11 protein-coding genes are annotated in these 13,049 nt (G+C 38.3%); 4 read left to right on the top strand and 7 right to left on the bottom strand.

What is annotated here, in order from left to right:
* The first annotated feature begins 42 nt into the window (after positions 1–42).
* Positions 43–1,674: a beta-N-acetylhexosaminidase gene (locus EFY79_RS00485; protein WP_123118708.1), complete on the top strand. Its 1,632-nt coding sequence runs from the start codon at positions 43–45 to the stop codon at positions 1,672–1,674.
* Between the two features lie 85 nt (positions 1,675–1,759).
* On the opposite strand, the gene EFY79_RS00480 is transcribed toward EFY79_RS00485, so the two are convergent.
* Positions 1,760–2,188 carry a hypothetical protein gene (locus EFY79_RS00480; protein WP_123118707.1) on the bottom strand — a complete coding sequence of 143 codons (429 nt, stop codon included), beginning with the start codon at positions 2,186–2,188 and terminating at the stop codon, positions 1,760–1,762.
* A gap of 69 nt (positions 2,189–2,257) precedes the next feature.
* The gene (locus EFY79_RS00475) at positions 2,258–3,382 is read right to left on the bottom strand and encodes an anhydro-N-acetylmuramic acid kinase (RefSeq protein WP_123118706.1); all 1,125 of its coding nucleotides are present in this window, start codon (positions 3,380–3,382) and stop codon (positions 2,258–2,260) included.
* Between the two features lie 91 nt (positions 3,383–3,473).
* On the opposite strand from EFY79_RS00475, the gene upp reads away from it, so the two are divergent.
* A complete protein-coding gene (gene upp, locus EFY79_RS00470; RefSeq protein ID WP_123118705.1) occupies positions 3,474–4,124 on the top strand; it encodes a uracil phosphoribosyltransferase in 651 nt (216 codons plus the stop codon).
* Positions 4,125–4,160: 36 nt separating this feature from the next.
* Here the strand turns inward: upp and EFY79_RS00465 are convergent, their stop codons facing one another.
* From EFY79_RS00465 to EFY79_RS00455, 3 genes are all read right to left on the bottom strand, one after another.
* Positions 4,161–5,501, bottom strand: a complete 1,341-nt coding sequence (locus EFY79_RS00465) for a dihydrolipoyl dehydrogenase family protein (protein ID WP_123118704.1) — start codon at positions 5,499–5,501, stop codon at positions 4,161–4,163.
* 186 nt (positions 5,502–5,687) lie between these two features.
* Positions 5,688–8,162: a TonB-dependent receptor domain-containing protein gene (locus tag EFY79_RS00460; protein WP_233577892.1), complete on the bottom strand. Its 2,475-nt coding sequence runs from the start codon at positions 8,160–8,162 to the stop codon at positions 5,688–5,690.
* Between the two features lie 263 nt (positions 8,163–8,425).
* On the bottom strand, positions 8,426–8,818 hold the full coding sequence (locus EFY79_RS00455) for an HYC_CC_PP family protein (RefSeq protein WP_123118703.1): 393 nt from the start codon (positions 8,816–8,818) through the stop codon (positions 8,426–8,428).
* 148 nt (positions 8,819–8,966) lie between these two features.
* Between EFY79_RS00455 and EFY79_RS00450 the strand changes: the two genes are divergently transcribed.
* Positions 8,967–9,569, top strand: a complete 603-nt coding sequence (locus EFY79_RS00450; RefSeq protein ID WP_123118702.1) for a 3-keto-disaccharide hydrolase — start codon at positions 8,967–8,969, stop codon at positions 9,567–9,569.
* 57 nt (positions 9,570–9,626) lie between these two features.
* Positions 9,627–10,427: a TraB/GumN family protein gene (locus tag EFY79_RS00445; RefSeq protein WP_123118701.1), complete on the top strand. Its 801-nt coding sequence runs from the start codon at positions 9,627–9,629 to the stop codon at positions 10,425–10,427.
* Positions 10,428–10,488: 61 nt separating this feature from the next.
* Here EFY79_RS00445 and EFY79_RS00440 read toward each other — a convergent pair whose 3' ends face one another.
* Together EFY79_RS00440 and EFY79_RS00435 are read right to left on the bottom strand one after the other, a co-directional pair.
* Positions 10,489–10,701, bottom strand: a complete 213-nt coding sequence (locus EFY79_RS00440; protein WP_123118700.1) for a heavy-metal-associated domain-containing protein — start codon at positions 10,699–10,701, stop codon at positions 10,489–10,491.
* Positions 10,702–10,749: 48 nt separating this feature from the next.
* A complete protein-coding gene (locus EFY79_RS00435; protein ID WP_233577891.1) occupies positions 10,750–12,993 on the bottom strand; it encodes a heavy metal translocating P-type ATPase in 2,244 nt (747 codons plus the stop codon).
* Positions 12,994–13,049 lie beyond the last annotated feature (56 nt).

Below are 13,049 nucleotides of genomic sequence, written 5' to 3'. Positions count from 1 at the left end.
GATTTAATAAAGGATATTCGCTTTTCATTCAAATTACATTATATGAAACGACTTTTATTGATTCCGCTTTTATTTTCAATCTCAACTTTAAAATCGCAAAATAAAATGGTAATAATTCCTGAACCTGTAGCGATGGAAGTACATTCCGGTAATTTTAATTTTAATGCTGAAACGCAGGTGATTGCCGGCAACGACGTTTCACATATTGCTAAAATGTTCAATTACTATTTGGAAAAATTATATGGATTTACTTTACCCGTAAAAAATAATCAAGCTAAGGGAAAACAATCAGTTATCATTTTTAAGCTCGCGAAAGCAGGCGATAAAAAGGATGAATATAAATTGGAGGCAACGGCGCATCAGATTACAGTTAGCAGTGCATCCAAAGAAGGATTGTTTTACGGAATGCAATCTTTACTGCAACTTATGCCTGATACGAAACAAATTTCTTTATCCGCAGGGTTTACCGTTCCGCAGGTATCTATAAATGATTATCCACGCTTCCAGTACAGAGGTATGCACCTTGACGTTGGCCGTCATTTTTTTGATGTTGATTATGTAAAGAAATACATTGATTACCTGGCATATTTTAAATACAATACTTTCCACTGGCATCTCACCGAAGACCAGGGATGGAGAATAGAAATAAAGAAATATCCTAAGCTCACATCAGTGGGCGGCTTCCGCAATGGAACTATAATCGGGCATTATCCCGGCACTGGAAATGACAATTTACGTTATGGTGGTTTTTATACACAGGAACAGATAAAAGAGGTTATCAAATATGCGAAAGACCGGTTCATTACCATCATTCCTGAGATTGAACTTCCCGGCCATGCCTCCGCTGCTATTGCGGCCTATCCGGAACTAAGTTGCTTTCCCGACAGACCTACGCCTATCTCGCCAAAGACTGCTTGGGCAGGCAGCAGAGAAGGAAAACAGGTTCAGCAAACATGGGGCGTGTTTGATGATATTTTCGTACCGTCGGAAAACACATTCAAATTCCTTGAGAATGTGCTGGATGAAGTAATTGCTTTATTTCCTTCAAAATATATTCATATCGGCGGAGATGAAGCGCCAAAAACTTATTGGAAAGAATCGCCGTTTTGCCAGCAATTAATCAAAGAAAAAAATCTGAAAGATGAGCATGGACTTCAGAGCTATTTTATCCAGCGGATTGAAAAATATGTGAACAGCAAAGGAAGAAAAATTATTGGCTGGGATGAAATACTGGAAGGCGGCCTGGCGCCCAATGCAACCGTTATGAGCTGGCGCGGAGAAAAAGGCGGAATTGCGGCTGCTAAAGAACACCATGACGTAATAATGACGCCAGCCACTTATTGCTATTTTGATTATTCTCAAACAAAAAATGATGACAGTCTCACTATTGGCGGATACTTACCGCTGGAAAAAGTTTATAATTATGAACCTATTCCAACAGAACTTGACCCATCAGAAGAAAAATATATACTCGGCGCCCAGGGAAACCTGTGGACTGAATATGTTGCAAATCCACAGAAATTAGAATACATGGTTTTTCCAAGAATGAGCGCATTGAGCGAAGTAGTCTGGTCGCCAAAAGATAAAAAAGATTATGCGCGTTTTCAATCTGAATTACCAACCCTTTATAAGAAATACGAATTGTGGGATGCAAGCTATTTTAAAGAAAAATAATTTCGTGTAACCATACCCGTTATATTTGTAATGCAACCAGTAAATGGCCGGTTTTTAAATAACCGGCCATTTTATTTTAAGAAAATCAATTTGAAGTGCCTGGAATTACTTTTGCGCCAATTACCTCCAGGGCCACGCTATCAGTGCCTTTGGGCGCAAAATACTTTGTTTTAAAATCCTGCGATTCACCCGGGTTTAAGATTTGGTAAATAGTTTCGCGGTCCGTTTCCAGCAAAGCTTTCGTTGTAGAATAAAAGGAAAGTTTAATGTCAACGTCTTTAAAGATAGCGACTGATGCTCTGTTGTGAAGCGTTCCTTTCACCACTGTTTGTCCTACAATGTTTTTTTTACTATTCCCTTTTACGACAATAAAGTGCGCAGGATTTTTTTCTTCCTTTTTCAATAAAGAAGTCTTTGTTTCATTATAGCTGTTATTTTCTTTAGCGGCATTTTCCGAATTGCACGAAAGAAAAAAAACAGCAATTAAGGACGCCGCAGCCAATTTTACTTTCATAAAACAATATTTAGAAATGAAAATAGACAAAATAATTTCACATAAAAACTTAAATATTTTTCGCAAAAGCTAAGCATCAGTGCCTAACCACAATGCCCCACCGATGCTATTTCTGGAGGCTCCGGTAACTGATGAAAGCACGGTATATTGTTCGCGCCACCGAAGTGTACCCAGCAAAGCCATTATTAACGCTTCTTTGTAATTTACCACCTCATCTCCAGGAATAAAAACTTCAAAATTAATTTCACCTATATGCTCAGCGATTTTCTTAATCAGAAATTTATTTAATGCGCCACCACCCGTAATCATCACGGGCTGCAGTTTTCCATTATTAAAAAACGGCATCAATGAATTTTTTACCTGGCAAGAAATATGCTCTGTATAAGTAGCAAGCGCATCTTCAGTCGAAAGCGCAAACTCCTTTATCATTGGAAATACTTTCCCGGTTCCAAAACTGTTAGCTAAAGATTTAGGATAAGCAAGCGAGTAATATTCAAGACTATTTAATTTGCTCAAAAGATTAAAATTCACATTTCCCTGTGCGGCAAGATTTCCATCTTCATCATACTCAAAACCTTTTTCGGAGGCAAGCATGTTCAACACACGGTTTGCTGCACAAATATCAAATGCGATAATTTCATCTTTAGCAGAATACGAATCCTCACTATTTATTGTTTTACTGTGGATGGACAAATTGGCAATTCCCCCGATATTTAAAAAATAATGTAAGTCCGGAAATAACAGTTGTTCACCCATCGGAACAATCGGTGCTCCTTGTCCACCAAGGGCAACGTCCAATGCCCGCAGATCGCTGATAACCGGCAGGCTCGTGATTGCTGCAATAGCGGCTCCATCGCCCAATTGATGCGTCATCTGTTGAGCGGGAAGATGAAAAGTAGTGTGGCCATGAGAAGCTATTAAATTAACTCTATGATGCAAGTGAAATTCGTTGATAAATTCATTTATCCGTTCTCCCAAAAATCTACCATATTCAGCGTGTAATAATTGATACTCCAACGCCGAAAAATTTATTGCATTTTTTAATTTCTCAATCCAGCTGTCTTCATATTGAATGCAGGCCGCACACATGATTTTATAATCCCATTTTCCTGCCGTTTCTGAAAATTCAACAAAAGCAATATCAAGCCCGTCGAGCGAACTGCCACTCATTAAGCCTATCACATTATAAATCATAAACAATTATTTCTTATTAATTTTTAGATTTGTTCAAATTTATAACTTTAAAATTTCCGCTTAACTTTAAGTCGTCCTTAAATCAGAAATAATGGTAGTAAATCTCAGCAACAATCATTCATTAATTACGAACTGGATATCTGAAATTAGGGATATCGAAATTCAAAACGACAGGATGAGGTTTAGAAAAAACCTGGAAAGGATTGCCGGGGTTTGTGCGTATGAAATCAGCAAGACCTTGCCGTGGGTTGAAAAAGAAATTACAACACCTCTCGGAATATCTGTTTGTAAAGTGCTTGAAAAGCAACCCGTTTTGGCAACAATCATGCGGGCAGGGCTTGCGATGCATAACGGATTTCTTGATTATTTCGATAAAGCCGACAATGCATTTATCAGCGCTTACCGCAAACACAACCGCGACGGAAGCTTTGAAATAAGCCTTGATTACATCAGTTGCCCGGATACGGAAAACCGGGTAGTTATTATTTCTGATCCGATGCTGGCCACGGGTTCTTCATTGGTAAAAACACTTCAATATATAAGGAATGCAGGCAATCCTGCTGAAATACACATTGCCTGTGCGCTTGCCTGCACTGTAGGGATTGAGTATGTTCAGAGGGCGGAGCCAACAGCCACCATCTGGTGCGGCGATATTGATGATGAATTAACTGCTAAAGGTTATATTGTCCCCGGTCTCGGCGATGCGGGCGACCTTGCTTACGGAGCAAAAGTGCAACAATAAAAGGCCTTATTGAATTAACAAATTCAAATTTGTTTGTTAAAACATATGAACAATATCCGAAGCATTTGTAGGGTATGAAAAAATGGATTTTTTCAAATCACTTGCTTTCACCTTTGCATTCATCGCTACTGCAAAAATATTAATGGTTTCGGCAGCATTGGGGCCTACCAGGTGAGCCCCTATGATTTCATCAGTATCATTATCCACCAAAATTTTATAACCTGAAACAATTTCGTTTAGCCTCCGGGAAGAATACCAATGCGTCGTTTCCTTAAAGCGAACTTTTACATTCAATCCCTGATGTTTGGCTGCATGTTCGGTCAGGCCTACTGCTGCCACAGGCGGGATTGAAAAAACATTATAAGGAACATGGCCATAATTGATTTTTTTATAATTGCCCTTTAATAAATTGTCAGATAGGATGATCCCCTCCTTTGCAGCAACGGGCGTTAATGGCATGCATTTGTTATTTGCATCACCGCACGCATATACATTGACGTTAGAAACACTTTGCATGTAGTCATTTACTTTCACTCCTTTTTTGTCAAAAGATATCCTCATTTTTTCCAAACCCATATCAAATATATCAGGAGCGCGGCCTGCAGAGTGAACAGCAAGCTGTGTTGACAACTCTATGTTTTTTCCATGCTGCTCTGCATGAATTAAAAAACGATCTTCTTTCTTATTAATACTTTTCACCTCTGTGTTTAACAGAATCCGAATCCCCAGTTTCTCGCTTGCCTTCATTAAAAGTTTTACCATATCAACATCAAAATTGGAAAGCGGCATTTCGCCGCGATGAACAATCGTTGCTTTTACTCCAAATCTTGAAACAATATGTGCGAATTCAAAGGCTATAAAGCCACCGCCAACGAACAAAATTTCTTCCGGTAATTGCTGAAGGCTCAAAAAAGCAGTGCTGTCAATAAGCAAATCTTCTCCCGGTATTGAAAGCCTGCTGGGTGCAGCGCCGTTGGCTAATGCAAATTTTTCACCAGAGATTTTTTGATCATTCACCTGTATGATATTTTCATCAATAAATTTCGCGCGTCCATGATATTGAGTTATTCCGGCTTTCTCCAAATTCTCTTCGGTTTTCGGTATTTTCGGTTCGGTAAAGCTTGTTTTAAATTTCATCAAATCCTCCCATGAAAATTCAGGTAAAGTTGAAATACCTTTTCCTATCAATTGTTCATTAAGAGATAAAACATGTGCAATACCCACCAATACTTTTTTAGGATCGCAACCCCTTAAAGCGCACGTTCCACCAAACGGCTGATGATCTATTATGGCTGTTTTTTTGCCTGCTGCTGCGCAACGCATGGCTACATTATAACCGGAGCCGCTACCTATTACTACTACATCAAATTTTTCCATATTATTTTACAATTTATAACCGTTGCCTACCAAACGGTCGGAGTGTTTGAATGCTATAGCATATAAAGAAATGCTGTGAAAGTTTGCTTACTGAAGGTAAAATTAAACACAGTAACGCAACAAATAGCGAAACTTTTTATTTAGCAATTTTAAACATGAAGGCCAAAAGTAGATGGTGTGATGCTTCTACTTTATTTTATACCTGAAGCCACCGTATATTAATCTTCCGCTTACCGGCCCCCAAACCATCGAAGCATCAAAATAATTCCCGAAAGGTTCATCTGCTGCAGTGATTATATTTTTCTGAAAATAGTTCGTAAGATTTTCGCCACCGGCATATAGCTCCCAATTTTTATCTTTTCCAAACGATTTGCTCACTTGCGCGTTCATTGAAAAATAAGAAGGAGAATAGCTGTTTATTCTGTATTGCACCGGGTTGGCTTCTGTAGAAGGAATTCTTTTTCTACCAACATAATTTACAGTATAATCAAATTTCCAGCTTTTGATTTCATAACCCAAATTAATAAAAGCTCTGTCAGCAGCCGTAAATGGCTTTTCTAATAATTTATCGCCATAGGTTGTTTTCACATCGAATTTCCGGTAAGCCATTCGCACGTTCAGTTTTTCAACAGGGATAAAATTAAACTCGCCCTGGAAACTGTTTGAAAATGACTTGCCTTTTAAATTGTAAAATTTTATTTGCCTGGCATCTTCAAGATCAACTACAACCTGGTTGGTAAAATCGTTTCTGTAAAAATCAAAACTCAACATAGCATCTCTTTTAAACAATTGAAATTTTCGATCAACGCTGATGCCTTTGTTCCAAGCCACTTCAGGGTTTAGTCCATAGGCTTTGCCGGCGGCTCCGTCAATAATATTAACCTGCCTTGCACTTACTAATGCGCCCATGTTTTCAGCAAAAATGTTTGCCGTTCTTTGTCCCCTGCCCGCACTAACACGAATCACTGTATTTTTTACAGGCTCATATCTTACATTCAACCTTGGAGTAGCAAACCATCCGAATAAATTATTATGATCTATCCGCATGCCCGCCACTGCTGAAAATTTATCCAACAACGTATACGTGTATTCGAAAAACGCGCCACGTACTATTTCAGTTCTTTTAAAAATATTCGCTTTGTATTGTTCATTATAACTATCACCAGAAAGGCTTATACCCGTTCTAAATTTATTTGAACTGTTGTTGATAATACTTTGATAAATTAAGTTGGAATAAAAATTATTTTGCCTGGCGTTGTAAATAATCTGTCCGAAATAAGAGTCTTGCTGAAAATTAAATCCGGAAAGTTGCAAGCCAATGCTTTTGTATCTTTTCTCAGGGAAAACATACCCAATTTTTGCAAACCCTTCCAGGCGCTGTGTTTCGATGCCTAATCCATAATGATTTGTAGAAAGTTTATCTTTCAACTGGTATTGCATTTCACCACCGGTTTTATCGTCTATGAGGGCTTTTACGCCAAATTGAACCTCCATCCCTTTATGATCTTCATACGCCCATTTATTAACTGCACTAAACAAATTTCCGGTGGGCAAATCGCGAAAACCATCTTTATTAAAATCCACTTTGTTATTTAAGAAATCATCATGCAATAATAAAGCCGTTGACCATCTGTCGCCCAAATGATGCGCAAGATTTAAATTAAAATCTGTTTTGCCCATGTCATTCACATAGCCATTTGCATACAGCTTTTCAGCCGTTGCAGGATTTTTCAGTTCCACATTTATCTGGCCTGCGATACTTTCATATCCATTGGCAACAGAGCCGGTTCCTTTGCTCAGTTGAATACTTTCTATCCACGGGCCGGCAATACTATTCAGGCCTAGCGGCGTTGCAAGGCCGCGGGGACCTGGCAGATTTTCAACAGTCAATTGAGTATACACACCGGCAAGGCCCAACAATTGAATTTGTTTGGAACCGGTAACAGCATCGCTGTAGGAAACATCAACGCTTGGATTTGTTTCAAAGCTTTCGCTGAGATTGCAACATGCAGCTTTTAAAAGATCAGCAGAATTGAGTGTCATATTTCTCATCGGGCCCATCAGATTAATATAAGAAAATTTAGGCTTTGCCTTGATGGTAATACCTTTCAACTGACCGCTGGATGCCAATACAATTTGGAGCTGGCCCTCGCCTGTGATTTCTGCAGAATCCGTCTGAAACCCCACATAGCTTACTACCAACTTTGCCTTGTCCGTACCACGTTGAATGGTGAAAAATCCACTCTTATCTGATACGGTTCCGTCATGAGACCCACTCCAATAAACACTTGCGCCTTCAAGTGGTGAAAGATTGCCCTTGCTATCTTCTGATAACACAACACCACTTACTGAATTTGCTGAAACACCTTTGGCAGTTGCGTGATTGTGGTCATTCTTTTCACGGTATTGACAGCAGGCAGGAAGCGACTGATAAATCTTATCACCTGCTTTTTTATCTTCCAGATCGTGGCCCACTGCTAAAATTTTAGACTGTATTTTTTCGATTTGAATTTTTGAAGTATCGAAAACCACTTCCAGCATTTTTGTATTGGCATCCCAGGAAGCTGAATCAACCCCTTTTATCTTCAAAGCGCCTTCTATCCTTTGTTTGCATTCCGCGCAATTACCAAAAACTTTAAAAGAAAATGTCTTATCGCTCATATTTTTTTGCGAAAAAGATTGGCTAAAAGTGAACAGGGATAGCATTAAAACAAAGAGGTATTTGCTACTATTATGTTGTATTAATGTCTTTAAAAAATATATTGGGTTTACTTTAAGGTTGCACATAAAACTAAATTGATACGGTTTATAAAAATCTTTCATCATACCGGATAAAAAATAAATTTCTACCTGGTATGAGTTAACGAATGAGAAAGAGCCGGCTGTCAAAGTCGCCTTCTTCATTTAGAAAAAATAAACCGGTATTAAATCAGGAAGGTGCAGAGTACTGCGCAATAATTCAAATGACTTCGGGGAAAAATAAAACGCTCAGCAGAGCTATGCTTTACATTAAGAGAAAGCGGATTATTGTAAGTGAAAATCGCTCTGGGAAGCGTAACAGGGAATATTTCAATTTTGTGGTAAGTATCGCCGGGGAGATTTTGCGATAAAGTGGATTTTAAGACTTTGACATGGTCTGTGCAGCAATCTTTTGGCGCTTTGTTATGTTTACCACAATTCATGCAGGGATTTTCTGTGTCTATATTCACATCCCAGGCAACTATTTTATCCATACATTGATGGATATATAAAGTAGCGCCTGATGATGAAGCCAGGTAAACAAAGGATAATAAAAGAAGAAGAAACTTTTTTATCATACGGGCACGAAGTTAACAGTAAACAAACAAAAAAATGCTATTTTAATTGTTAAGGAAATATCATTAGTTAGCTAATTTTCTTTCCGGTTAAACGAATAGGTTATTACTAAACATAAGCCTATTTTTGAAATACTTCAACACACGAATCATGAAAAAAATTTTTCTATTTGGCTTAATTGCTTTTATTCTTTCATCCGGCGCAGCAGCGCAAAAATTTAAACCTCTATTCAACGGCCACGACTTGTCTGGCTGGAAAATAAATGGCACGGAAAAGTGGTATGTTAAAAATGGGGAGCTCATTTCCGAAAGCGGCCCTGATAAAGAATACGGCTATCTCACAACAGAAAAACCGTATAAGAATTTTATACTCACTCTTGATTTTAAACAGGAAGAAAATGGAAACAGCGGAGTTTTTTTCCGTTCGTCTGTAGAAGGAACAAAAATCAGTGGCTGGCAGGTAGAAGTAGCGCCGCCTGGCCTTCACAGTGGCGGAATTTACGAATCGTATGGAAGAGGATGGTTGATAAAACCAGATGATGAAGGTGAAAAAGCTTTGAAATTCGGAGAATGGAATACAATGAAAATTGAAGTGAAGGGCGATGAGGTAACCACGTGGCTTAATGGCAAAAAAATGGTGCACCTGAAAGATTCATTAATTGGCAAAGGAAATGGAGTTATCGCTCTGCAAATACATTCAGGTGGAGGCATTAAAGTATCCTGGAAAAATATTATGATTAAAGAATTAAAATGATTTCTATTGCAAAAAACTGTTGCATAAATTTAAATTTCTAACTGTTGTTCATTTGCCATGAAAGCCATAAAATACGGGAATTCATTATTGTATAAAATATCGGGTAATGGCTTGAAGAAACCGTCTTATCTTTTGGGCACAATGCATCTTGTATGCGCAAAAGAATTTCACTTAAAAAAGAAAATAGAAAGTGCAATAAGCAAATGCAATTTATTTTACATGGAAGTAAATATTGGCGATGTGAGCCAGGTACAAATAATGCAGGAACAACTGCCCACACTATCAGATTTTTCCGGTGGCCTTTCACAAGATGAGAGAGAAGAGATGAATCAAATATTGCAACATCAATTTAATTTTTCTCTGCAGGAGGCAAAAGAATCGTCACCGATAGAAATTATCAACCGAATGATTTTTGAGTCAATAGATTGTGACGATAAAAAATCGGTAGAGCAGGAACTATTAAAAATAGCCTGGGAAAAGGGTTTGACACCAGGAGGGCTGGAGACCGCGATGGAACAAATAAAAATCGCGCAAAAAGTTTTCACCGGTAAGGAGTTATTGTATCAGTTAAAATCAGCAGACGATTATAAAGAAATTTTTAAAAGAATTATGAGTGCCTACAATGCTGAAAATATGCAGGAGCTTGCCAAACTCGTAGCTGATAAAAATTTCATGAGCAAAAGAGCCAACCACATTTTGGTGAATGAAAGAAACAGGCGCTGGGTAAAAGTGATATCAAAATTGGTTGAAAAAACCAGCGCCTTCATCGCTGTTGGAGCAGGCCACTTACCCGGAAACCAAGGATTGATACAATTGATAAAAGATAAAGGTTATGCGATCAATCCCGTGTACAGATAGTAACATTCCAGAACTTTTCTCTTAACCAAAACGATGGTTAGCTTTTCGTGATGTGTATCAATTAGTTTAATTCTTCAGCTTTATAGCCAACTTTTTTTAAAACATCATTTACCTCTGTTTCAGTTACATTTTCGGAGGTGATTGATAAAATCTTCTTTGGATTTTTAATATCAACCTGCCAGTTGTCTTCACCAAAATTTTCGTTTAATGCAGGCGTAACCTTTGCAATGCAGTCGCCGCACATAATATTTGTTTTAAATTGTTGTGTTTTCATCTTTAGTTTAAATTTTTTGTTCTTATTAATAAAAATCCGTGTCCGCTCTTATTTCAATTTAATAAACTTTAGCCGTAAGCTGTTGCTCACCACACTCACAGAGCTCAATGCCATTGCGGCTCCGGCTATCATAGGATTTAACAGGAATCCAGTAAAAGGATACAATATTCCCGCTGCAATAGGAATGCCGATAACATTATAAATAAACGCCCAGAACAAATTCTGATGCACCACTTTTACTGTTTTCTTCGACAGCTTAATGGCTTCGGGAATATGGTTTAAATCAGACGATATTAAGGTCATTTTTGCAACATCCATTGCTATATCAGTTCCCTTACCCATCGCGATGCTGACATCCGCAAGTGCTAAAGCCTGGCTATCATTGATGCCATCTCCTACCATCGCTACTTTCAAGCCGCGGCTTTGTAAATCCTTTACAAAATCAGCTTTTTCATTAGGCAATACCTGTGCTTTAAAATTTGTAATCCCTACTTTTTCTGAAACAGCAGCAGCAGTCTTTTCATTATCCCCCGTAACCATAAATACTTCAATGCCCATCTGTTGAAGCTTTTGCACCGCCTGCTTCGAAGTGGATTTTATTTTATCTGCAATCGCCACGGCAGCAAGCGCTTTTTCTTCATTGGAAAACCAGATTACAGTAAACGAATCTTTAAGCCATTTTTCTGTTTTGCTTTTCATTTCTTCCGAAATAAAAATGTGGCTTTCTTCCATCAATTGAAAACTTCCTGCAAAATATTTTTTATCATTAATTATAGCTGAAACACCCGCACCCGTATGACTTTCAAAACCCGTTGCGTTTGTTTTATAAATCTTTTTTGAGATAAAATATTTTGAAATTGCATCAGCAAGCGGATGTTCAGATTTAGATTCCAAAGAATAAAAAACAGAAGATAATTCCGGAATATTTGTCGGTTCACTCCAAAAAATATCCAATACTTCCGGTTTGCCTTCTGTGATAGTGCCTGTTTTGTCAAGAATAATTGCGTTGATATTTTTCGCCTGTTCAAGGCTTTCTGCATCTTTAATCAAAATTCCATTTTCAGCGCCACGCCCCACCCCCACCATGATTGCCGTCGGCGTGGCCAATCCCAACGCACAGGGGCAGGCAATCACAAGAACGGTTATCAAGGCTAACAAACCATAGGTTACCGCATTTTCACCTCCAAAAATAACCCATGCGATGAACGATAAAATTGCGATGCCGATAACCACAGGCACAAATATCGACGCTATCTTATCTACCAATTTCTGAACGGGCGCTTTACTTCCCTGGGCTTCCTCCACCATCTTTATTATGTGTGCCAATAATGTATCTGAACCTACTTTGGTAGCTTTAAAAACAAAACTCCCTTTTTGGTTGATGGTGCCGGCAAAAACTTTTTCTCCTTTCTTTTTTTCGACTGGGATGGGTTCGCCTGAAATCATGCTTTCATCTACAAATGATCTGCCGGAAATCATTTCTCCATCCACAGGAATCTTCTCGCCGGGCTTTACCAATAATCTATCGCCAACGGCTACTTCTGAAATTTGGATAACCGATTCAATTCCTTCTTCATTTATTTTTATTACCGTTTTTGGTTGCAGGCCGATTAATTTTTTTATTGCTGAAGATGTATTGGATTTCGCTCTTTCTTCAAGCAGTTTGCCTAATAAGATGAATGAGATAATTACAGCGGCGGCCTCAAAATAGACGTGTGCTTCTAACCCCCTGCTGGTCCAGAATTGAGGATACAAAGTGTTGAAAACGCTGAACAGGTAAGCAATACCAGTGCTTAATGCCACAAGAGTATCCATATTAGCAGAAAGATGCTTTGCCTGTTTCCACGCATTGCTAAAAAATTGCTGCCCGAAAATAAAAACCACCAGAGTCGCTAATACCCACATGATAAAATCAGCGTACGGAACATTCATAAAAATCATTGCTATCAACACAATTGGAACAGAAAAAATAACAGAAAGAAACGTTCTTTTTCTTAGCTTTTGAAATTCGCTTTGTTTTATATTTTCTATTTCGCCGGCAGAATTTTTTTCATCTTCAATTATCAGATCATAGCCCACAGATTGAATGCTTTGTTTAAAATGCTTTAGATCTGCAACACCAGGATCATAAGTAACCGCCGCAGAAGAATTAGCATAATTGACTGCCGCATTGATAACGCCAGGTTCTGATTGCAGCATGGTTTCAACGCTGATTGCACAGGAGGCACAGCTCATGCCGCTAACAGGAAAAATTTTTTTTACCGTTTTAATATCTTCAGCTACCTCAGTCATATTCATTGCTTTTTATGAATACAAAGTTCAGCATGTTTAATTTCTTTATGTTACAT

Origin of the sequence: Hanamia caeni (assembly GCF_003721595.1) — a bacterium.
GTDB classification, from domain to species: Bacteria; Bacteroidota; Bacteroidia; order Chitinophagales; family Chitinophagaceae; genus Ginsengibacter; species Ginsengibacter caeni.
This window is presented reverse-complemented; position numbering and strand designations above follow the sequence as displayed.

What these genes read in the sequence shown, in the direction of transcription:
- EFY79_RS00485 (WP_123118708.1), top strand. Translation starts at nt 43, where the DNA reads ATGAAACGACTTTTATTGATTCCGCTTTTATTTTCAATCTCAACTTTA.
- EFY79_RS00480 (WP_123118707.1), bottom strand. Translation starts at nt 2,188, where the DNA reads ATGAAAGTAAAATTGGCTGCGGCGTCCTTAATTGCTGTTTTTTTTCTT.
- EFY79_RS00475 (WP_123118706.1), bottom strand. Translation starts at nt 3,382, where the DNA reads ATGATTTATAATGTGATAGGCTTAATGAGTGGCAGTTCGCTCGACGGG.
- upp (WP_123118705.1), top strand. Translation starts at nt 3,474, where the DNA reads ATGGTAGTAAATCTCAGCAACAATCATTCATTAATTACGAACTGGATA.
- EFY79_RS00465 (WP_123118704.1), bottom strand. Translation starts at nt 5,501, where the DNA reads ATGGAAAAATTTGATGTAGTAGTAATAGGTAGCGGCTCCGGTTATAAT.
- EFY79_RS00460 (WP_233577892.1), bottom strand. Translation starts at nt 8,162, where the DNA reads ATGAGCGATAAGACATTTTCTTTTAAAGTTTTTGGTAATTGCGCGGAA.
- EFY79_RS00455 (WP_123118703.1), bottom strand. Translation starts at nt 8,818, where the DNA reads ATGATAAAAAAGTTTCTTCTTCTTTTATTATCCTTTGTTTACCTGGCT.
- EFY79_RS00450 (WP_123118702.1), top strand. Translation starts at nt 8,967, where the DNA reads ATGAAAAAAATTTTTCTATTTGGCTTAATTGCTTTTATTCTTTCATCC.
- EFY79_RS00445 (WP_123118701.1), top strand. Translation starts at nt 9,627, where the DNA reads ATGAAAGCCATAAAATACGGGAATTCATTATTGTATAAAATATCGGGT.
- EFY79_RS00440 (WP_123118700.1), bottom strand. Translation starts at nt 10,701, where the DNA reads ATGAAAACACAACAATTTAAAACAAATATTATGTGCGGCGACTGCATT.
- EFY79_RS00435 (WP_233577891.1), bottom strand. Translation starts at nt 12,993, where the DNA reads ATGACTGAGGTAGCTGAAGATATTAAAACGGTAAAAAAAATTTTTCCT.